Origin of the sequence: Streptomyces sp. NPDC050388, from assembly GCF_040655635.1 — a bacterium.
In the GTDB taxonomy this organism is placed as follows: domain Bacteria; phylum Actinomycetota; class Actinomycetes; order Streptomycetales; family Streptomycetaceae; genus Streptomyces.
On record NZ_JBFAKH010000024.1, the window covers coordinates 55,348 to 74,751 of the forward strand.

General features: G+C 69.1%; 19 protein-coding genes, 1 tRNA gene and 2 pseudogenes. 12 read left to right on the plus strand and 10 right to left on the minus strand.

Going from position 1 to position 19,404, the window contains the following annotated elements; genetic code table 11:
- Positions 1-99 precede the first annotated feature (99 nt).
- Positions 100-486, plus strand: coding sequence for a type II toxin-antitoxin system RelE/ParE family toxin (locus AB0I73_RS16265; RefSeq protein WP_363037796.1), 387 nt, complete (start codon positions 100-102; stop codon positions 484-486).
- Positions 483-821 (plus strand): XRE family transcriptional regulator, encoded by a 339-nt coding sequence (locus tag AB0I73_RS16270; RefSeq protein ID WP_363037797.1) that lies wholly within the window; start codon positions 483-485, stop codon positions 819-821. Before AB0I73_RS16265 ends, AB0I73_RS16270 begins: the two co-directional genes overlap by 4 nt.
- A 681-nt stretch (positions 822-1,502) precedes the next feature.
- Here AB0I73_RS16270 and AB0I73_RS16275 read toward each other — a convergent pair.
- From AB0I73_RS16275 to AB0I73_RS16295, 5 genes and pseudogenes are all read right to left on the minus strand, one after another.
- Positions 1,503-2,336, minus strand: coding sequence for a PIG-L family deacetylase (locus AB0I73_RS16275; RefSeq protein ID WP_363037799.1), 834 nt, complete (start codon positions 2,334-2,336; stop codon positions 1,503-1,505).
- A 254-nt stretch (positions 2,337-2,590) separates the two neighbouring features.
- A complete protein-coding gene (locus AB0I73_RS16280; RefSeq protein WP_363037801.1) occupies positions 2,591-3,037 on the minus strand; it encodes a DDE-type integrase/transposase/recombinase in 447 nt (148 codons plus the stop codon).
- Positions 3,001-3,240, minus strand: coding sequence for a hypothetical protein (locus AB0I73_RS16285; RefSeq protein ID WP_363037894.1), 240 nt, complete (start codon positions 3,238-3,240; stop codon positions 3,001-3,003). Before AB0I73_RS16285 ends, AB0I73_RS16280 begins: the two co-directional genes overlap by 37 nt.
- Positions 3,230-3,523, minus strand: coding sequence for a hypothetical protein (locus tag AB0I73_RS16290; RefSeq protein ID WP_363037896.1), 294 nt, complete (start codon positions 3,521-3,523; stop codon positions 3,230-3,232). The genes AB0I73_RS16285 and AB0I73_RS16290 overlap by 11 nt, the downstream gene beginning before the upstream one ends.
- A gap of 77 nt (positions 3,524-3,600) precedes the next feature.
- Positions 3,601-3,825 (minus strand): annotated as a pseudogene (locus AB0I73_RS16295) (transposase); the annotation flags it as partial.
- A 350-nt stretch (positions 3,826-4,175) separates the two neighbouring features.
- Here AB0I73_RS16295 and AB0I73_RS16300 point away from each other — a divergent pair.
- The 3 genes and pseudogenes from AB0I73_RS16300 to AB0I73_RS16310 form a co-directional block, all read left to right on the plus strand.
- Positions 4,176-4,538 carry a type II toxin-antitoxin system RelE/ParE family toxin gene (locus AB0I73_RS16300; protein ID WP_363037803.1) on the plus strand — a complete coding sequence of 121 codons (363 nt, stop codon included), beginning with the start codon at positions 4,176-4,178 and terminating at the stop codon, positions 4,536-4,538.
- Positions 4,539-4,549: 11 nt separating this feature from the next.
- Positions 4,550-4,900, plus strand: coding sequence for a helix-turn-helix transcriptional regulator (locus AB0I73_RS16305; protein WP_363037805.1), 351 nt, complete (start codon positions 4,550-4,552; stop codon positions 4,898-4,900).
- A gap of 172 nt (positions 4,901-5,072) precedes the next feature.
- Positions 5,073-5,525: pseudogene (locus tag AB0I73_RS16310) on the plus strand (site-specific integrase); the annotation flags it as partial.
- 49 nt (positions 5,526-5,574) lie between these two features.
- On the opposite strand, the gene AB0I73_RS16315 reads toward AB0I73_RS16310, so the two are convergent.
- Positions 5,575-5,648, minus strand: a tRNA-Gly gene (locus AB0I73_RS16315).
- A 527-nt stretch (positions 5,649-6,175) separates the two neighbouring features.
- Between AB0I73_RS16315 and dcd the strand changes: the two genes are divergently transcribed.
- The gene (dcd, locus tag AB0I73_RS16320) at positions 6,176-6,751 is read left to right on the plus strand and encodes a dCTP deaminase (protein ID WP_109377139.1); all 576 of its coding nucleotides are present in this window, start codon (positions 6,176-6,178) and stop codon (positions 6,749-6,751) included.
- A 2-nt stretch (positions 6,752-6,753) separates the two neighbouring features.
- A complete protein-coding gene (locus AB0I73_RS16325) occupies positions 6,754-7,278 on the plus strand; it encodes a phosphoribosyltransferase (RefSeq protein ID WP_363037807.1) in 525 nt (174 codons plus the stop codon).
- Positions 7,279-7,332: 54 nt separating this feature from the next.
- Here AB0I73_RS16325 and AB0I73_RS16330 read toward each other — a convergent pair whose 3' ends face one another.
- From AB0I73_RS16330 to AB0I73_RS16345, 4 genes are all read right to left on the minus strand, one after another.
- On the minus strand, positions 7,333-7,956 hold the full coding sequence (locus tag AB0I73_RS16330; protein WP_363037809.1) for a LysE family translocator: 624 nt from the start codon (positions 7,954-7,956) through the stop codon (positions 7,333-7,335).
- Between the two features lie 130 nt (positions 7,957-8,086).
- Positions 8,087-9,103, minus strand: a complete 1,017-nt coding sequence (locus tag AB0I73_RS16335; protein ID WP_363037811.1) for a Yip1 family protein — start codon at positions 9,101-9,103, stop codon at positions 8,087-8,089.
- Positions 9,104-9,257: 154 nt separating this feature from the next.
- Positions 9,258-10,601 carry an FG-GAP and VCBS repeat-containing protein gene (locus tag AB0I73_RS16340; protein WP_363037812.1) on the minus strand — a complete coding sequence of 448 codons (1,344 nt, stop codon included), beginning with the start codon at positions 10,599-10,601 and terminating at the stop codon, positions 9,258-9,260.
- Positions 10,602-10,776: 175 nt separating this feature from the next.
- Positions 10,777-13,059, minus strand: a complete 2,283-nt coding sequence (locus tag AB0I73_RS16345) for a (Fe-S)-binding protein (RefSeq protein WP_363037814.1) — start codon at positions 13,057-13,059, stop codon at positions 10,777-10,779.
- Between the two features lie 476 nt (positions 13,060-13,535).
- Between AB0I73_RS16345 and dnaK the strand changes: the two genes are divergently transcribed.
- The 5 genes from dnaK (at position 13,536) to AB0I73_RS16370 (ending at position 19,258) form a co-directional block, all read left to right on the plus strand.
- Positions 13,536-15,389 (plus strand): molecular chaperone DnaK, encoded by a 1,854-nt coding sequence (gene dnaK, locus AB0I73_RS16350; protein WP_363037816.1) that lies wholly within the window; start codon positions 13,536-13,538, stop codon positions 15,387-15,389.
- The gene (grpE, locus tag AB0I73_RS16355; protein ID WP_363037818.1) at positions 15,386-16,057 is read left to right on the plus strand and encodes a nucleotide exchange factor GrpE; all 672 of its coding nucleotides are present in this window, start codon (positions 15,386-15,388) and stop codon (positions 16,055-16,057) included. Before dnaK ends, grpE begins: the two co-directional genes overlap by 4 nt.
- A 90-nt stretch (positions 16,058-16,147) precedes the next feature.
- Positions 16,148-17,338 carry a molecular chaperone DnaJ gene (gene dnaJ, locus AB0I73_RS16360; RefSeq protein WP_363037820.1) on the plus strand — a complete coding sequence of 397 codons (1,191 nt, stop codon included), beginning with the start codon at positions 16,148-16,150 and terminating at the stop codon, positions 17,336-17,338.
- 5 nt (positions 17,339-17,343) lie between these two features.
- Positions 17,344-17,796 (plus strand): helix-turn-helix domain-containing protein, encoded by a 453-nt coding sequence (locus AB0I73_RS16365; protein ID WP_109377148.1) that lies wholly within the window; start codon positions 17,344-17,346, stop codon positions 17,794-17,796.
- Between the two features lie 355 nt (positions 17,797-18,151).
- Positions 18,152-19,258: a substrate-binding domain-containing protein gene (locus AB0I73_RS16370; RefSeq protein WP_363037823.1), complete on the plus strand. Its 1,107-nt coding sequence runs from the start codon at positions 18,152-18,154 to the stop codon at positions 19,256-19,258.
- Positions 19,259-19,404: the final 146 nt, after the last annotated feature.

Here is a 19,404-nt window from a genome sequence, read left to right on the forward strand (position 1 = left end):
AACCGCACCGGGTGGGTACTTTCACTCGCCGTACGGGTCGAGACGAGGTTTGCAGCCGTCGGCCGCTTCAGCACGGCTCGTGTTAACGCTTGCATTAACATGGGGCTCGTGGCTCAATGGGAAGTGGTCCTCGTCGCGGAGGTTGCGGCGTGGTTCGAGGCGCTGGCCGAGGAGGACTGGGGCAGCGCCGAACAGGTGGAAGACGCCATCGACATGCTGGCGGCCACGGGCCCGACGCTCGGTCGTCCGCTGGTCGACCGGCTCAAGGGTGCCGATAACCATCACTTGAAGGAGCTGAGACCGGGTTCGTCCGGGAGCAGCGAGATCCGGATTCTCTTCGCTTTCGATCCGGTGCGCCGGGCGGTGCTGCTGGTGGCCGGCGACAAGGCCGGAAACTGGCAGCGTTGGTACGACGTCAACGTCCCGATCGCCGGGGAGCGCTACCGGGCGCATGTGTCTGATCTTGAGACCAGGGAGTACGAATGAGCACGGTCGGCTGGGAGGAGACCAGGCGCAAGGCGCGCGAGCGGCGCGAGGCCGCCGGGCTGCCGGTGCGTTCGGCTCAGGAGAAGCAGGCAGCCATGGACAGGCTGACCGCGGAGGTGCGCGCTCACAAGCTTGCGGAGGTCCGACGTGAGCAGGCGTTGACCCAGCGCCAGGTCGCCGCGTCCATGGGGGTCTCGGCACCGCGCGTCTCCGCGATCGAGCACGGCGAGCTGGACCGGGCCGAGGTGGCCACGCTCAGGGCCTATGTGGAAGCGCTGGGTGGTCGGCTGCGCGTGGTCGCGGACTTCGGAGACGCGGAGTACACCGTCGCCTGAGCCGGCTGCCACTCTTGCTGCCTGGCACGGGCAGCTCTTCGGCGCGCTCCAGAATCCGTGGAAGCATCCGCGCGGGTAGGGGAAGCCCTTGGCAACGAACAAGACCCAGGTCGATGACCTGGGCCTTCTTCGTGGAGCGGGTGACGGGAATCGAACTCGCGCTCTCAGCTTGGGAAGCGACGGCGCCTGGGCGGGCTCCATGGCTCTGGCCAGCGCATATACCAGGTCCTTGGAGCGGTCCTGTGGGTCGGATTGCACCCCTGTCGACCGTGGCTTTCCGTCCTCACGGGCACGCGGAGGGCACGGAACCTCGGCAGGGGAGAGGCCGGCGTCGCTGACGGTGCAACCGCGCAGGGGCTGCCTCGTACGGAGAGCAGCTGCTGGTGTGACGTTGCGGCTGCATACGAGTGGTCCAGCTGGGGTATCGCGGAGGCACCGTCGGAGAAGCGCGTCCACGTCTCACGACGCTCGAAGCGGCCGCGCAGAGTCACGACGACCGCGTAGTTCGGCGAGGAGCCGTACGGGGCGCTGCTCGTCGCCGAGGTCGTGTGTGACAGCTCGGTCGCCGAGACTGACCGCGCTGGAAAGCTCGCGACGGACGGCGACTCTGTGTCCCGCTCGACTGCGCCGTGCGGTGTCGGCGGCCGATGAGTCTTCCCGGCCGTCGGTCGGACGGGTGGATCAGCGCAGTCCGGCGAAAAGATCGTTCTCGGGTACGGCGGCGCCGGTGGTGTCCTGGACACGTACGAAGGTCTCCGTGCCCATCAACTCGCCGAACTTCTCCTTGCCCATCTTGAGGAAGAAGATGTTCTCGCCCTGACTGGCGTGCGCGGCCAGCGCATCGAACTTCTGGCCGCTGAACGCGGTGGTGTCCACCCAGGTGGTGATCTCCTCGTCAGGGAGGCCGATCTCGGCCATCGCGGCGGCCTCGGCAGGATCCGGCTCCGGCATGTCCTCATGGAACTCGCGCATGATCTCGCCGAACCGCTGCATCCCCGAGCGGGGCACCGTGGTCCAGTACACCTTCGGTGTCAGCGCGGTCATCTCCAGCGCCGCCATCGTGATGCGGTGGGCCTGGATGTGGTCGGGGTGGCCGTAGAAGCCGTTCTCGTCGTAGGTGACGACCACATCGGGTCGGTAGCGCCGCATGAGTTCCGCGAGTCGGGCGGCGCCTTCCTCGACGGGGGTCTGCCAGAAGGATCCGGGGGCGTCGTTGCTCGGCCAGCCCATCATCCCGGAGTCGGCGTAGTCCAGCATCTCCAGCTCGCTGACCTTCAGGACATCACAGCTCGCCTCGAGTTCGCGACGGCGCATCAAGGCGACCGCCGCCGGATCATGCCCGGGATCACCCGGCTTGACGCCCCCCGGTCCGTCACCGCAACCGCCGTCGGTACACGTCACGAGAACGGTGCGGATGCCTTCCGCCGCGTACCGCGCGAGGACCCCTCCGGTTCCGGTGGCCTCGTCGTCGGGGTGGGCGTGTACTGCCATGAGCGTCAAGGGCTGGTCGGTCATGAAACAGTCCTCCTGCAGAGATACGTCTTGGTCCCAGTGGCGTGGCGGGCGTACCGCGATTCCGGGGCCCGGATCCCGGTGGGGCGGACGACCTTGTGGTCTCCGTGTCCCCCGCCCGCGGTGCCGGTGCCTCGGTCGATGCAACAGCACCGCCCGGACCGGCTGTTCCCGGCACGGCCGCATGGCCCACACGTCGGCGTTTCAACGCGAACGGGATACTGAAGTTCCCCCCCCGGGTCCTGGACAGCGGGTGTTTACGCTGCGGAGGTGAGGTCCTGCCTGAGCAAGGTTCTCGTTTCGAGCGGGGTGACGTACCCGTACTCGGGATGCCTGCGGAGTCGGTTGCGGTTGTATTCGATCTCGATGTAGCGGAAGACGTCGGACCGGGCGGCCTCGCGGGTCTCCCAGACGGTGGTTTCGATCTCTGCTTCGAGGACGGCGAACCAACTTTCCACAGTAGCGTTATCGTGGCAAGAGCGGGCACGTCCCACCGACCGTCTCATGCGCAACTTGCGTCTTTCGGTGCAGAGTTCATCACTCATGTATTCGCTGCCGCGGTCGGTGTGCATGATGCAGCCGTCCTCCAGGCCACCGCGTCCGACCGCCATCCGCAGGGCGGCGACCGGCAGTGCGGCACGGTGGTGGTCGGCCATCGCCCGGCCGATCACCTCCCGCTTCGCGAGATCGATGCAGGTCGCCACAACAACTTCCGTTCCAGCGTGATGAGTTCGGTCATGTCGCCGACCAGCCGCATCCCGGGGCGGAAGGCGGTGGAGTCCCAGTTGATCAGGTCGGCGGCGAACACCGCACGCCTCGCCTGCCGGGTCAGGCCCCGACGCCGGCGGCGGGTGATCCCGACGACCCGGTGCTTGCGCATCAGCCGCTCGACCTTCTTACCGTTCACCGCCCGCCCGCCCGCCCGCCCGCCCGGCCCGCCGCAGAGCGGCGTGGATCCGCGGGGCTCCGTAGGCGCCGCGCGACCCGGCGTGGAGCACTCGGGTCTCGTCCACCGGGCGTTCCTCCGCGCGCCGCGCGACCCGGCGCGCAAAGGCGGCCACCCGGGGCGCGTAGCAGGTCGTGCGCGGCACTCCCCGCGCACGGCGCAGCAGCGCCACGCTGTGACCTGCAAGACTGTCGTCCGATGCCTTCTCCGCGTCGATGAAGCGGCACCGCGCGGCGGTGTCCACCTCATCTTGTCCTGCGCGAAGAAGGCGGTCGCTTTTCCCAGGACGCCGACTGTCTTCTCCAGCTCGCGGACCTTGCGCCGCAGCTGGGCGAGTTCTTCCCGCTCGGCACTGGTCAGAGCCTCGGCAGGCCCCTCGCCCCGGTCGACCTTGGCCTGCTTCACCCGGCCACGCAGACCCTCCGGGCGCACCCCCAGGTCCCGGGCGACCTCGGTGACCGCCTTGTCCGACGACAGCGCCAGCGCGACGGTATCCCGCTCGAACTCCGCCGTGTACCGCCTGCTGCGGTCGCTCTTGTTTCCCACCTGGCACTACTTCCTCTGGGACCTCACGTCCCAGTCGCCAGGTGTCCACCATCGAGGGGAAGCTTCATATATGGAGCGGGGCGGTGACCTGCGGAGATGCACACTGTCACACCAGTCGCGGAGGTGGTGAGACACCGTTGGGTACCGCTGTTCCCCTCTGAAGGGCATGTGGTGGGCAATGTAGCGCAGGCGCGGGCTCCGGCGGGGCTACGTGACTCCTGGGCCGCCCGGAAGTTGTGCTTCCGGGCAAGGTCTTCGATGGCTGGTTGCGGCAATGTACGTGGACCGGCGGCTTGCTGGTGCTTAAGGAATTTCTTAACTTTGTGGTGTGGGTGTCGAGGGGAGCCGTCTTGGGCTGGGCGATCAAGGTCACCGATGAGTACGCGGAGTGGTTCAGGTTCCTGATCAAGGAGGATCTGGGTTCGGCCTCCCAGGTCGCGCAGGCTGTGGCGGCCCTGCGTGAGGCAGGGCCGACCTTGGGGCGCCCCCTTGTGGACCGGCTGAAGGGCTCGGAACTGCATCATCTGAAGGAGTTGAGGCCGGGGTCGGGTGGGCGCTCCGAGATCCGGATCGTCTTCGCCTTCGATCCGACTCGCTCGGCCCTGCTGCTCCTCGGCGGTGACAAGGCCGGAAACTGGGAGCGCTGGTACCGCGACAACATCCCGCTGGCCGAGCAGCTCTACCACGAGTACACCAGCGACGACGAGAACTGAGGAGGAGGCACATGCCCAAGAAGGCTGCGCAGGACTGGGAGGCTCTGGAACAGGAGCTGTACGCGGCAGGTGTGGAGCCCGCCGAGGTGGAAGCGGGATCTCGCCGGCTCCTCGCCGAGGCGCGTGGCCACCAGCTCGCCGAGGCACGCAAGCAGTCGGGGGCGACCCAACGGGATGTGGCAGCCCGGATGGGCGTCAGCGTCGCCCGGGTCTCCCAGATCGAGCACGGCGAGGGGGCCACCCTGGACGTTATCGCTCGCTACGTGGAGGCACTTGGCGGGAGGCTGGATCTGGTCGCGGACTTCGGTGACCACACCCTGCGCATGCCGGCCAGTGGCAATCAGAGCAGTGCGGCGTCGTAGCCGTCATCGAGAGCTGTAGGGCTGCGGCTCGTCAGTTCTGTAAGTGGCTCGCCCACGCGGCCTTGGCCTGCTCCCTTTACTCAACACTGATGACGCCGGCCTCCACCGCCATGGCCACGGGTACGCCGCCCGTTCAGCCGCTCCGCCTCGCCGAGCCGGAGCGGCTGAACGGCGGCGCGTCCGGGGCGATATCGAGGCGGAGGCCGGGGCCCGGACTGTGATTCCTCCCGCGTTCCTCCGCCGGGAGCTCCGCTGGCATCTGGAGTCGTAAGCTGAGCCGGGGCCGGACGGGTTGGCCTTTCTCGGGGAGAAGGGGGTGCCCTTTCGGCGCAGCGCCTTCGGACGGAAGTGGCGGCGGGCGCGGGAGATCGTCGGCATGTCCAAGGGCTTCCGGTTCTACGATCTCCGGCACACCGGGCGCACGCTCTCCACGCGGTCCGGCGCCACGCTGAAGGGTGCCGGGCAGTCGTCCGAGAAGGCCGCGCTGATCTGTCGGCACTCCGACCAGGAGCGTCAGGAAGAGGTCGCAGCCGACCTCGACACGACCGTCCGGAAGGTTCGGGCCGCCGCTGCCCGGGAGGCCGACGAGAAGCGTTCTGGCACGGATCTGGCACGCGAAGAGTGATCACGGCGGACAGTGGAAAGGCCCGGGTCTTTGACCTGGGCCTTCTTCGTGGAGCGGGTGACGAGAATCGAACTCGCGCTCTCAGCTTGGGAAGCTGATGTTCTACCATTAAACTACACCCGCGTGTGATCCAGGCCACCAGAACCGACCGGTGACCGGATGCTCGGTCACTCTACCCCATGGCAGGCCCCCGGTGTTTCAGGTCCCGGGGGCCTGGTGGCGTTCAAGGTGCGGAAGTGGGTACGGGGGGCTGGAGTTGGGGCGTACGGTGGGGTGTCGGTGTGGGGCTGGGCGGGGCCGGGGTGCCGCCTGGAGGGTTGTCTCTTTGATCCCGTAATGTGCCGTTCGGCGTCAGGGCAGGAAGCCAGGCGCGGCTCTTGGGGAAGGGACTCTTGGACTTGATGGAGCGCACCGTCGTCCGCTGTGCCGATGGGCACGTGTTTACCGCCGCCTCGTTCCCGATGCAGCAGGCCGAGCGACTCGGCCCCGGTCGGCTCTTGCGGTGTCCGCGCTGTGCGCGGCTTCGCAGCGTCGTGCCGGTCGCTCACCAGAAGCGTTAGCGAGGGCACGGGGCCCGGCAGGGGTAGCAGGGCGTGGGCGCGTGGGACGGCGATTGTGGCCGGTCCGCGCGCCTTGCGTATCCTCGGGGCGTGCTTCTCTCAGACAGGGACATCCGGGCCGAGATCGATGCCGGGCGGGTACGGATCGATCCCTACGACGAATCCATGGTGCAGCCGTCCAGTGTCGACGTGCGCCTCGACCGCTTCTTCCGGGTGTTCGAGAACCACCGCTACCCGCACATCGACCCGTCCGTCGAGCAGGCGGAGCTGACCCGGCTCGTGGAGCCGGAAGGGGACGAACCGTTCATCCTGCATCCGGGCGAGTTCGTACTGGCCAGTACGTACGAGGTCATCTCGTTGCCCGACGATCTCGCGTCGCGGTTGGAGGGGAAGAGTTCGCTGGGGCGGCTCGGGCTGGTCACGCACTCGACCGCCGGGTTCATCGACCCCGGGTTCTCCGGGCACGTGACCCTGGAGCTGTCGAACCTCGCGACGCTTCCGATCAAGCTGTGGCCCGGGATGAAGATCGGCCAGCTGTGCCTGTTCCGGCTCAGCTCGCCGGCCGAGGCCCCGTACGGCAGTGAGCGGTACGGCTCCCGGTACCAGGGGCAGCGCGGGCCCACGGCCTCGCGGGCCTTCCTCAACTTCCACCGCACCCAGGTATAGGCATGAGCGAGCAGGAGAGCCGTCCGCAGCGGGAGAACCTCAGTTACGAGCAGTTCGGGGTGGCCGTGCGTGAGCTCGCGCAGGCCGTCGCCGACGACGGGTACCGGCCGGACGTCGTGCTCAGCATCGCGCGCGGCGGTGTCTTCGTCGCCGGCGGGCTCGCCTACGCCCTGGACTGCAAGAACATCCACCTGGTGAACGTCGAGTTCTACACCGGGGTGGGGACCACGCTCGAGATGCCGGTCATGCTCGCGCCCGTGCCCGACGTCATCGACTTCACCGACAAGAAGGTGCTGATCGCCGACGACGTCGCCGACACCGGCAAGACGCTCAAGCTCGTCCGCGACTTCTGCCTCGACGCCGTCGCCGAGGTGCGCAGCGCCGTGATCTACGAGAAGTCGCAGTCGCTGGTGAAGTGCGAGTACGTCTGGAAGCGGACCGACGACTGGATCAACTTCCCGTGGAGTGTCCTGCCTCCGGTGCGCAAGGCGGGCGAGCCGGTCGCGCCTTCGAAAGAGGCGCTGTAGGCCGTCTGACGGATTGCTTGCCGGCGCCGGGGCCGCCCCCCGGGCGGCGACCGGTCAGGGCTGCGCCGTGGCGACCCTGACGCCGAAACCGATCAGGACGACGCCGGTCACGCGGTCCATGGCCCGCCGCACCACGGGCCGCTCGAAGAGCGCGCGGGCCTTCGCCAGCACCATCACGTAGCCGCCGAGCCGGACGAGGGTGAGCGCGACGTGCAGGAGAACGAGGACGGCCATCCCCGTGTGGGGTGACGTGCCGGAGGGCGCGAGCGTCGGCAGCAGACCGGTGTAGAAGACGGCGACCTTCGGATTGAAGACGTTGCTGACCAGGCCGGTGCGCCACGGGTTCCGCTTCGGCGCGGGCTCGGCGGTGGCGGTCGGCGTACCCGTACGGGCCCGCCGGGCGGCCAGCAGCGACTGCGCGCCGAGGAAGATCAGGTAGGCGGCTCCGGCCAGTTTGACGGCCGTGTAGGCCGTGGCGGACGCGGCCAGCACGGCCGCCGGACCCGCCACGGTGAGGACGCCCCAGGTGAGCAGACCGGCGCTGATGCCGCCGACCGTCCGCAGTCCGTCCCGCCGGCCGCACGCCACGGCGCGCCTCGTCACGACGGCCATGTCCGGGCCGGGAACCATGGTCAGGACGGCGAGCACACCCGCTGCGGCGAGGAGCTGTACGAGCATGGGCGCATCGTTCCATGTGACCGGCCGGCCCGCCCGGACACGCCCTGTGCTCGGGCCGGGGCGAAGAAGGTCGGGCCGAAGAAGGGGGCTCCCGGATCGGGAGCCCCCTTCACGTGTGCCGTTCCGTGGCTCAGAACGTGCCCAGCTTCACGATCGACAGCAGGGCGATCAGCTGGATCGCGGACGCGCCCAGGGCCTTCGGCCAGGGCAGGTCGTGGGAGCGGCGGACCATCAGGGTGAGCAGCGCGCCGGCCGCGATCCAGGTGGCCCAGCCGAGGATCTGGACGAACGTGGCGTCGCCGCTCGCGAACATCGCGAAGACCAGCCGGGGGGCGTCCGTGATGCACGCGATCAGCATGGACAGGCCGACCGTGGGCTGCCAGGCGCCGTTGCCGCCGAGCTGGCGGGCCAGGCTGTGGGTGACCACGCCCAGGACGAAGAAGCTGATCACCATCGCCACGGCCGTCGTCAGCACGATCGGTATGGCGTTGGTCAGGGTGGCGCCGATCGCCTCCTCGCGGGCGCCCTCGAAGCCGAAGACCGCGAGCAGGCCGTAGAGGAACGTGACGACGAGGGCGGGGACCCACATCGTGTAGTCGCGCATCCGCAGGAACGTCTGGTCGGGGGCGGTGACGATGCCCTTCAGCAGGGCCTTCCAGGGCAGGGGCGGGCCGACCGGGCCGGGCACGGGCTCGGGGGCACCGCCGTGGTGTGTCCCGCCGCCCTGCAGGTAGGGGTCCTCGCTGACCGAGAAGGCCTGGGTGTGGCCCGGGTTGTTGGCCGCGTACGGGTCGTACCCGGCCTGCGGGCCGCCCGGGTACGCGCCGCCGCCGCCGTCGCCGAAGTACTCCGGCTCGCCGTGGCCGCCGCCGTGGCCGTGCCGGCCGCCGTAGCCGCCGCCGGGGTGGCCGGGGCCGCCGTGTCCGCCGGGGCCGCGGTTCACCTGCGGCCACGGGCTGCCGCCGCCGTTGCCGCCCCCGCCGTGGCCGCCGCTGCCGTACGGCGGCTGCTGCGGGTACGGCTGCGGCGCCTGCGGGGAGCCGTACGACGGTCCCTGCGGCGTCTGCTGCCCGTACGGAGGGTGTTGCGGTCGCGCGTGAGGAGCGCCGTTGTTGTCCCGGCCGCGTCCGATCCTGAATCCAGCCACTCATCGAACGTACCTGGTCCGGGGGAGTGGTGGGCCGGGCCCGGGGTTCCGGGGCCGCCTTTGCGGCCGAGCTGTGACATCCCCTAAGGGGCAGTCAGCTCGGCTCTCCGCCCCGCGGAGGGGTGCGGTCCTCCGCAGGACGGACCGGCCGGCGTCAGTCGGGGAAGCCGCCGGCGAACTCGGGGAGGACCACCGCGGCGTTGGTCGTCGGCACGGTGCTCGTGCCGCGCAGCAGGATCCCGCGGTCCTGCGCGCCCAGCGCCAGGTCCGCACGGCCGTCGGCCGTGAGGTCGCGCAGGCGCACGGAGCCTCCGAAGGAGGAGTACGCCTCGGCCGGGCCCAGGACCGTCTGGGGGATCCACGACGAACGGGAACCGCTGAGGCCGCCCGATCCGCCACGGAAGAAGTGGACGCCCCCCTGGTCCACCCGGCCGTCGACGTCCTCGTGCGGGACGCCGACCGCGAGGTCCGCGTAGCCGTCACCGTTCGCATCGGCGGCGGACACGGCGTAGCCGAAGTTGTCGTCCGCCTCGGGAGAACCGGAGACGCCGGAGGTGGCCTGGGTGAACGTGACGGAGCCGCTCGGGCCGGCGGAGGTGCCGCGCCAGACGGTGACCGCGCCTCGGCCGTTGTTCTGGTCGGGCAGGCCGACGGCGATGTCGCCGTAGCTGTTCTTGTCGTAGTCGCCGATCGCCGCGCCCCAGGGTTCGCTGGTGAAGGTCTTGTACGGACCGGAGGTCAGACCGGAGGACGAGCCCTTGAGGAACCAGATCCGGTGGAGGGGCTTGTCGCTGCCGGAGGCGAACTGGGTGCCGAGGAGCACCAGGTCCGTCCGGCCGTCGCCGTTGACCTTGCCCGCGGCGAGGCCGTGCGAGTACCAGCCCCCTCCCGTCTTGTCGACCTTGCTCACGCTGCCGGTCCTGCCGGACTTGGTGAACGGGCCGCGGTACAGCCATGCCTCCTCGCCGCCGATCAGCGCGAGGTCGGGGGACCCGTCGCCGGTGAAGTCGCCGGTGGCCACGTCGCGGCCGAAGTGGCCGGCCGCCCCTGACTTGGGGGTGACGTTGGTGCCGCCGGACAGGCCGGACTTCGAGCCCCAGACGATGGTGACCGTGCCCCGGTACCTGGTGCTGCCGACGTGCTCGTTGGAGTTGCCGACGACGAGGTCCGCGTAGCCGTCCTTGTTGAGGTCTGCGCTCGCGAGGGACTCGCCGAACGAGTCGTCCTCCTCGCTCGCCCCCGGGATGCCCGGGCTGTCCTGGTGGATCAGCTGGGGACGGGCGGTGTCGAGGCCGTTCTTGGTGCCGTACACCACGGTGACGGTGCCGCCCGTGCGGTCCACGCCGTTGTCGCCGCGGTAGGCGAGGTCGCGGTGGCCGTCGCCGTTGAAGTCGTCGTAGTGCTTGGCGACGGCGGCGGAGGCGGGGGTGGCGAGGACGGCGGGGGTGAGGCCGCTCACCAGAAGAACGGCGGCCAGGGCGGCGGTGCGTCTGCGCATGGGGGTCTCCGGGGGACGGGGCGGCCGGGTGGGTGGACGGCCTGTGAATCACGGGTGATCGCCGACGAGGAGACCCGCGAAGGGCGCGGATGGTTGCACGTGGACATGACGAAGGGGCCGCCCACTCGGACGACCCCTTCGTGCCTGCGCGCTGTTGCGCGTCCGTACCTCGCGCCTACTTCACCGGCTCCGGCTCCGGGGCGTTCTCCGCCTCCGACTCGTCCGTCGGGTCGAGCGGCGTCTTGACCGACTCCAGCAGCAGCTGGGCGACGTCGACGACCTGGATGGACTCCTTGGCCTTGCCATCGTTCTTCTTGCCGTTGACCGAGTCGGTCAGCATGACCAGGCAGAACGGGCAGGCGGTGGAGACGATGTCCGGGTTCAGGGCGAGGGCCTCGTCGACGCGCTCGTCGTTGACGCGCTTGCCGATCCGCTCCTCCATCCACATCCGCGCGCCGCCGGCGCCGCAGCAGAAGCCGCGCTCCTTGTGGCGGTGCATCTCCTCGTTCCTGAGGCCCGGGACGTTGGCGATGATCTCGCGCGGGGGCGTGTAGATCTTGTTGTGCCGGCCCAGGTAGCACGGGTCGTGGTAGGTGATCAGGCCCTCGACCGGGGTCACCGGGATCAGCTTGCCCTCGTCGATGAGGTGCTGGAGCAGCTGGGTGTGGTGGATGACCTCGTAGTCGCCGCCGAGCTGCGGGTACTCGTTGCCGAGGGTGTTGAGGCAGTGCGGGCAGGTGGCGACGATCTTCTTCGCCGACCTGGGCTTCTTCGACTCCTCGGTGACGTTGCCCTCGTCGTCCGTCTCCTCGCCGAAGGCCGTGTTCAGCGACATGACGTTCTCCATGCCGAGCTCCTGGAACAGGGGCTCGTTGCCCAGGCGGCGGGCGGAGTCGCCGGTGCACTTCTCGTCGCCGCCCATGATCGCGAACTTGACGCCCGCGATGTGCAGCAGCTCGGCGAAGGCCTTGGTGGTCTTCTTGGCGCGGTCCTCGAGGGCGCCGGCGCAGCCGACCCAGTACAGGTACTCGACCTCGGACAGGTCCTCGATGTCCTTGCCGACGACCGGGACCTCGAAGTCGACCTCCTTGGTCCACTCCAGGCGCTGCTTCTTGGCCAGGCCCCAGGGGTTGCCCTTCTTCTCCAGGTTCTTGAGCATCGTGCCCGCCTCGGACGGGAACGCGGACTCGATCATGACCTGGTAGCGGCGCATGTCGACGATGTGGTCGACGTGCTCGATGTCGACGGGGCACTGCTCGACGCAGGCGCCGCAGGTGGTGCAGGACCACAGGACGTCGGGGTCGATGACGCCGTTCTCCTCCAGCGTGCCCACGAGAGGCCGTTCGGCCTCGGCCAGCGCCGCCGCGGGCACGTCGGCCAGCTGCTCGGCGGAGGCCTTCTCCTCGCCCTCCATGGTCTTGCCGCCGCCGGCCAGCAGGTACGGCGCCTTGGCGTGCGCGTGGTCCCGCAGGCTCATGATCAGCAGCTTGGGGGAGAGCGGCTTGCCGGTGTTCCAGGCGGGGCACTGCGACTGGCAGCGGCCGCACTCGGTGCAGGTGGAGAAGTCCAGCAGGCCCTTCCAGGAGAACTGCTCGACCTGGGAGACGCCGAAGACGTCGTCGTCACCGGGGTCGGTGAAGTCGATCGGCTTGCCGCCCGAGGTCATCGGCTGCAGGGCGCCCAGCGCGACCTCGCCGGTGGCCTCGCGCTTGAACCAGATGTTCGGGAAGGCGAGGAAGCGGTGCCAGGCCACACCCATGTTCGTGTTGAGGCTGACCGTGATCATCCAGATCATGGTCGTGCTCAGCTTGATCATGGCGAAGAGGTAGACGAGGTTCTGCAGCACCGTCAGGCTCAGGCCCTTGAAGGCCAGGACCAGCGGGTACGAGGCGAAGTACGCGGCCTGGTAGCCGTCCACGTGGTGCAGGGCGCCCTCGAGGCCGCGCAGCACGTAGATGGCGAGGCCGATGGTGAGGATGACGTACTCGACGAAGTAGGCCTGGCCCATCTTCGAGCCGGTGAACCGGGACTTGCGGCCGGGCCGCGAGGGCAGGTTCAGCAGGCGGATGACGATCAGCACGGCGATGCCGAGGGTCGTCATGGCGCTGATGAACTCGATGTACATCTCGTACGGCAGGAAGCCGCCGATCACCGGGAGCGTCCAGTCGGCCCGGAACAGCTGGCCGTAGGCGGTGATGATGGTCGGCGGCAGCGTCAGGAAGCCGATGGCCACGAACCAGTGGGCGATGCCGACGACGCCCCACCGGTTCATGCGCGTGTGGCCGAGGAACTCCCGCACCAGGGTCACGCTGCGCTGGTAGGGGTTGTCGGTCCGGGTGCCGGCCGGGACCGGCTGGCCCAGCTTGAAGTACCGGACGAACTGGCCGATCGCGCGTGCGAGCAGGGCGACGCCGACCACGGTCAGGACCAGCGACACGATGATCGCGGCGAGTTGCATAGGGGCTCCTCGGGCCTGCGAGGGTTTGGTCGGGGGGCTCCTGCCACGGAATTCCCGACATTACTAAGCGGTAACTTATACAGTCCGTCTGAGACTACCCCTATCTTCGGCCGTACTGCAGCCGGGCGCGGAGTGATCTGAGTCGCTGAGGGTTGCCTTCGGGGGCACCCTGGAGGTGACTGCGTCACGCCCCATGAATCTGGGCATACGCCACTAATTTATATCCGTGCCGCACACTTGTGTCCGTAGGCCGTTGGCTTGAGGCCCGGCATGGCCGCCCGCCTCGGAGCCGCTCCTGGGGGCGGCTGCCGCCCCGCTCCTGCGCCGGCGCTGACGCCCCGAATCCGCAGGTCGGGCCCTCCTTGCGCGTAAGGAGCGGATAAGAGTTGAGTCTGATCGACTCAGCTCTGTTGACCCCGCGCCGGACCTCAGGCATGCTTGAGTCTGTTCCACTCAAGTCAGCTGGAGGAATCGAAATGGCACGTGCGGTCGGCATCGACCTGGGCACGACTAACTCCGTCGTCAGCGTTCTGGAGGGCGGTGAGCCCACCGTCATCACCAACGCTGAGGGCGCCAGGACCACGCCTTCCGTCGTCGCCTTCGCGAAGAACGGCGAGGTGCTGGTCGGTGAGGTGGCCAAGCGCCAGGCCGTGACCAACGTCGACAGGACCATCCGGTCGGTCAAGCGCCACATGGGCACCGACTGGAAGATCAACCTGGACGGCAAGGACTTCAACCCGCAGCAGATGAGCGCCTTCGTGCTCCAGAAGCTGAAGCGGGACGCCGAGGCCTACCTGGGCGAGAAGGTGACCGACGCGGTCATCACCGTCCCGGCGTACTTCAACGACGCGGAGCGCCAGGCGACCAAGGAGGCCGGCGAGATCGCCGGTCTGAACGTGCTGCGCATCGTCAACGAGCCGACGGCCGCCGCCCTGGCGTACGGCCTCGACAAGGACGAGCAGGTCATCCTGGTCTTCGACCTCGGTGGCGGTACGTTCGACGTCTCGCTCCTGGAGATCGGCGACGGCGTCGTCGAGGTGAAGGCCACCAACGGTGACAACAACCTCGGTGGTGACGACTGGGACCAGCGCGTCGTCGACTACCTGGTCAAGCAGTTCCAGGCCGGGCACGGCGTGGACCTGGGCAAGGACAAGATGGCGCTCCAGCGCCTGCGTGAGGCCGCCGAGAAGGCCAAGATCGAGCTGTCCGCGTCCACCGAGACCACGATCAACCTCCCCTACATCACCGCCTCCGCCGAGGGTCCCCTGCACCTCGACGAGAAGCTGACCCGCGCCCAGTTCCAGCAGCTGACCGCGGACCTGCTGGAGCGCTGCAAGACGCCGTTCAACAACGTCGTCAAGGACGCCGGCATCGCGCTGTCCGAGATCGACCACGTCGTTCTCGTCGGTGGTTCCACCCGTATGCCCGCCGTCGCCGAGCTCGTCAAGGAGATGACCGGCGGCAAGGAGGCCAACAAGGGCGTCAACCCGGACGAGGTCGTCTCGATCGGTGCCGCGCTCCAGGCCGGTGTCCTCAAGGGCGAGGTCAAGGACGTCCTGCTGCTCGACGTCACCCCGCTGTCCCTCGGCATCGAGACCAAGGGCGGCATCATGACCAAGCTGATCGAGCGCAACACCACGATCCCGACCAAGCGCTCCGAGATCTTCACGACGGCCGAGGACAACCAGCCGTCGGTGCAGATCCAGGTCTACCAGGGCGAGCGCGAGATCGCGGCGTACAACAAGAAGCTCGGCATGTTCGAGCTGACCGGTCTGCCCCCGGCGCCGCGCGGCGTCCCGCAGATCGAGGTCTCCTTCGACATCGACGCCAACGGCATCATGCACGTCACGGCGAAGGACCTCGGCACCGGCAAGGAGCAGAAGATGACCGTCACCGGCGGCTCCTCGCTCCCGAAGGACGAGGTCGACCGCATGCGTGAGGAGGCCGAGCGGTACGCGGAGGAGGACCACCAGCGCCGCGAGGCCGCCGAGTCCCGCAACCAGGGCGAGCAGCTCGTCTACCAGACCGAGAAGTTCCTCGCGGACAACGAGGACAAGGTCCCCGGCGAGATCAAGACCGAGGTCGAGGGCGCCCTCGCCGAGCTGAAGGAGAAGCTCAAGGGCGAGGACACCGCCGAGATCCGCACCGCCACGGAGAAGGTCGCCGCCGTCTCCCAGAAGCTGGGCCAGGCCATGTACGCCGACGCCCAGGCGGCCCAGGCCGCGGGCGGCGCCGCCGGAGCCGACGCGGGTGCCGGTGGGGCCAGGGCGGACGACGACGTGGTCGACGCCGAGATCGTGGACGACGAACGTAAGGACGGTGCGGCGTGACCGAGGAGACCCCGGGCTTCGACGAAAAGTCGCAGCAGCCCGACGTCCCCTCAGGCGTTCCGGCCGACGACGCCGAGCCGAAGGCCGCCACCCCCTCCGCGGAGGAGGCGGCGGCCCCGGCCGGGGACTCGGGTCCCGATGCCGGGCTGGTGGCCCAGCTGGACCAGGCCCGTACGGCGCTCACCGAGCGCACGGCGGACCTCCAGCGGCTCCAGGCCGAGTACCAGAACTACCGCCGCCGGGTCGAGCGCGACCGGATCGCGGTCAAGGAGGTCGCCGTGGTGAACCTCATGACCGAGCTCCTGCCCGTGCTCGACGACGTCGGCCGCGCGCGGGAGCACGGCGAACTGGTCGGCGGGTTCAAGTCCGTCGCCGAGTCGCTGGAGTCGACCGTGGCGAAGATGGGCCTGCAGCAGTTCGGCAAGGAGGGCGAACCCTTCGACCCGACGATCCACGAGGCCCTGATGCACTCCTACGCCCCGGACGTCACCGAGACGACGTGCGTGGCGATTCTGCAGCCCGGGTACCGCATCGGTGAGCGCACCATCCGCCCCGCGCGGGTGGCCGTGGCCGAGCCGCAGCCGGGCGCTCAGCCGGGCAAGCCGGCCGAGGAGGAGACCGAGGCGGCGGCGGACGAAAAGGAGACCGGTGGCCCTCAGGAGGGCTGACGCCTCGACGGGCGTGAGGAAGCCGGGGCGGGCCGGGCAGGCAGTACCTGCCGGGCCGCCCCGGCGGGCAAGGAAGGAGGGGCGTCGGGGATGAGCACCAAGGACTTCATCGAGAAGGACTACTACAAGGTCCTCGGCGTGCCTCAGGACGCCACCGAGGCGGAGATCAAGAAGGCGTACCGGAAGCTCGCCCGCGAGTACCACCCGGACGCCAACAAGGGCAATGCCAGGGCGGAGGAGCGGTTCAAGGAGATCTCCGAGGCGAACGACGTCCTCGGCGACCCCAAGAAGCGCAAGGAGTACGACGAGGCCCGGTCGCTCTTCGGCGGCGGCGGCTTCCGGCCGGGGCCGGGGGCGGGCGGCGCCGGGTCGTTCAACTTCGACCTGGGTGACCTCTTCGGAGGCGGCCAGGGCGGCCAGGGCGGCCAGGGCGGCGCCGGAGGGTTCGGCGGCGGGATCGGTGACGTCTTCGGCGGGCTGTTCAACCGCGGCGGCACCGGCACCACCCGTACCCAGCCCCGACGCGGCCAGGACATCGAGTCCGAGGTCACCCTGAGCTTCACCGAGGCCATCGAGGGGGCGACGGTCCCGCTGCGGATGTCCTCCCAGCAGGCCTGCAAGGGCTGTTCGGGCACCGGCGACAAGAACGGGACACCGCGGGTGTGCCCGACCTGCGTCGGCACCGGGCAGGTCGCCCGGGGCAGCGGCGGGGGCTTCTCGCTCACCGACCCGTGCCCGGACTGCAAGGGCCGCGGCCTGATCGCGGAGAACCCCTGCGACATCTGCAAGGGCAGCGGCCGGGCCAAGTCCTCGCGGACGATGCAGGTGCGCATCCCGGCGGGCGTCAGCGACGGCCAGCGGATCCGGCTGCGCGGCAAGGGCGCACCGGGCGAGCGCGGCGGCCCGGCGGGCGACCTCTACGTCGTCGTGCACGTCGACAGCCACCCGGTGTTCGGCCGCCGGGACGACAATCTCACCGTCACCGTCCCGGTCACCTATCCGGAGGCGGCCCTCGGCGGGGAGATCCGCGTCCCGACGCTCGGCGGTCCGCCAGTCACGCTGAAGCTGCCCCCGGGCACGCCCAACGGGCGGACCATGCGGGCCCGCGGCAAGGGAGCGGTCCGCAAGGACGGCTCGCGCGGCGATCTGCTGGTCACCGTCGAGGTGAGTGTTCCCAAGGACCTGCCGGGGAAGGCTCGTGACGCACTGGAGGCGTATCGCGAGGCGACCGCGGGTGAGGATCCGCGGGCGGAGCTGTTCCAGGCAGCGAAGGGAGCTTGAGGGAGATGGACGGTCGTCGACGCAACCCGTACGAACTGACGCAGGACACGCCGGTCTACGTCATCTCGGTGGCGGCCCAGCTCTCCGGCCTGCATCCGCAGACCCTGCGCCAGTACGACCGTCTGGGGCTGGTCTCGCCGGACCGGGCCGCCGGCCGGGGCCGCCGCTACTCGGCCCGTGACATCGAGCTGCTCCGTCAGGTGCAGCAGCTGTCGCAGGCGGAGGGCATCAACCTGGCCGGCATCAAGCGCATCATCGAACTGGAGAACCAGGTCGCCGCGCTGCAGGCCCGGGTGGCGGAGCTGGAGGGCGCGCTGGACGGCGCGGCGGCGACCATGCGGCAGCGCGAGGCCGCGGTGCACGCGTCGTACCGCCGGGACCTGGTGCCGTATCAGGAGGTGCAGCAGACCAGCGCGCTGGTGGTGTGGCGGCCGAAGCGTCAGCAGCAGGCCGACTGACCCGACTGGGCGGTCCGGCTGACGGGAAAGTTCCGTTTGGCTGAAAAGTGAAGTGCCCTGAAGGGCCCGGAGGTTCGTCCGAACCTCCGGGCCCTTCGCGTGTGTGCACCCGGCTGACGCTCCCTCACTCACCGTCCCGTGCGCCCGGCGCACGCCTGTGATCAGCGGATGTGTGCGTCTTCAGGGGATCTGTGCGAGTCTTTCGCCGGCCCCTCACGACTTCAGCGCACCGTGTTGTGTTCATCTCGTTAAGTAGTTGGTCTTGACGCCAGTGGTAGCTGAAGCGTTGGCTTTTCAGTCACATGGGCCGCAATGTTGTGCCCACGTCCAAAACGCACCTGAAGTGAGCCCTCGCATGCGTCGTATCGCCATATCAGTGGCCGCCACCTCGATGTCCGTCATGCTTGCCGGTTGCGGCGTAATCAACGCGACAGGGAGCAGCGACGACGCGAGCCCCACGAAGGGGAACGACATCACGATCGGACTGCTGCTCCCGGAGAAGGCCAACACCCGGTACGAGCAGTTCGACTACCCCATCTTCAAGAAGAAGGTGGAGTCGCTCACCAACGACAAGGGGAAGGTCGCCTACGCCAACGCCGAGGCGGACGCCGGCAAGCAGTCGAGCCAGATGCAGCAGATGATCGACGACAGGGTCGACGTCATCGTGCTGGACGCGGTCGACTCGAAGGCCATCGCCGAGGACGTGAGGAAGGCCAAGGACGCGGGCATCCCGGTCATCGCCTACGACCGGCTGGCCGAGGGCCCGATCGACGCGTACATCTCCTTCGACAACGAGCTGGTCGGCGAGGTCCAGGGCCGTTCCCTGCTGGAGAAGCTCGGCGGCGACGACGCGGCCACCAGCAAGATCGTCATGATGAACGGCTCCCCGACCGACCCGAACGCCAAGCAGTTCAAGGCCGGCGCGCTGTCGGAGCTCAAGGGCAAGGTCACCATCGCCAAGTCCTACGACACCAAGGACTGGGCGCCGGAGAACGCCGAGGCCAACATGGTCGAGGCGATCAACGCGATCGGCAAGGACAACATCGCCGCCGTCTACTCGGCCAACGACACCATGGCGGGCGCCATCGTCAAGGCGCTCGAGGCCGCCGGTGTGACCGAGCTGCCCCCGATCACCGGCCAGGACGCCGAACTGGCGGGAGTGCAGCGGATCATCTCGGGCGAGCAGTTCATGAGCGTCTACAAGTCCTACCCGCTGGAGGCCGACAACGCCGCGGAGATCGCCGTGGCGCGGGTCCAGGGCAAGGACATCCAGTTCGACGCGCTGACCCGCGAGCGGGTCGACAGCCCCACGGACAAGGACATCCCGGCGCAGCTCGTGCCCGTGGTCGCCCTGACGAAGAGCAACATCAAGGACACGGTCGTCGCCGACGGGATCTACAAGGTGGCGGACATCTGCACGGCGGAGTACAAGGAGGCCTGCGCCGCGGTCGGCCTGAAGTAGCCGACGGCCGCCGGGCTTTCCGCCCGGGGTGCGTGGACGTTCCGCCGGGGAGCACGGATCACCGTGCTCCCCGGCGGTGTTGTCCCGCCACCACCCCAAGTCCCTGGTTCTTCCGGTGTTCCGGGCTGTCCGCAGCCGTCCGTCCG

Excerpts from the sequence above, each read along its gene's own strand:
- AB0I73_RS16270 (WP_363037797.1), top strand. The coding sequence starts at position 483 with ATGAGCACGGTCGGCTGGGAGGAGACCAGGCGCAAGGCGCGCGAGCGG.
- dnaK (WP_363037816.1), top strand. The coding sequence starts at position 13,536 with ATGGCACGTGCGGTCGGCATCGACCTGGGCACGACTAACTCCGTCGTC.
- AB0I73_RS16340 (WP_363037812.1), bottom strand. The coding sequence starts at position 10,601 with ATGCGCAGACGCACCGCCGCCCTGGCCGCCGTTCTTCTGGTGAGCGGC.
- AB0I73_RS16330 (WP_363037809.1), bottom strand. The coding sequence starts at position 7,956 with ATGCTCGTACAGCTCCTCGCCGCAGCGGGTGTGCTCGCCGTCCTGACC.
- AB0I73_RS16325 (WP_363037807.1), top strand. The coding sequence starts at position 6,754 with ATGAGCGAGCAGGAGAGCCGTCCGCAGCGGGAGAACCTCAGTTACGAG.
- AB0I73_RS16345 (WP_363037814.1), bottom strand. The coding sequence starts at position 13,059 with ATGCAACTCGCCGCGATCATCGTGTCGCTGGTCCTGACCGTGGTCGGC.
- AB0I73_RS16265 (WP_363037796.1), top strand. The coding sequence starts at position 100 with ATGGGGCTCGTGGCTCAATGGGAAGTGGTCCTCGTCGCGGAGGTTGCG.
- AB0I73_RS16365 (WP_109377148.1), top strand. The coding sequence starts at position 17,344 with ATGGACGGTCGTCGACGCAACCCGTACGAACTGACGCAGGACACGCCG.
- AB0I73_RS16305 (WP_363037805.1), top strand. The coding sequence starts at position 4,550 with ATGCCCAAGAAGGCTGCGCAGGACTGGGAGGCTCTGGAACAGGAGCTG.
- dnaJ (WP_363037820.1), top strand. The coding sequence starts at position 16,148 with ATGAGCACCAAGGACTTCATCGAGAAGGACTACTACAAGGTCCTCGGC.
- AB0I73_RS16275 (WP_363037799.1), bottom strand. The coding sequence starts at position 2,336 with ATGACCGACCAGCCCTTGACGCTCATGGCAGTACACGCCCACCCCGAC.
- AB0I73_RS16370 (WP_363037823.1), top strand. The coding sequence starts at position 18,152 with ATGCGTCGTATCGCCATATCAGTGGCCGCCACCTCGATGTCCGTCATG.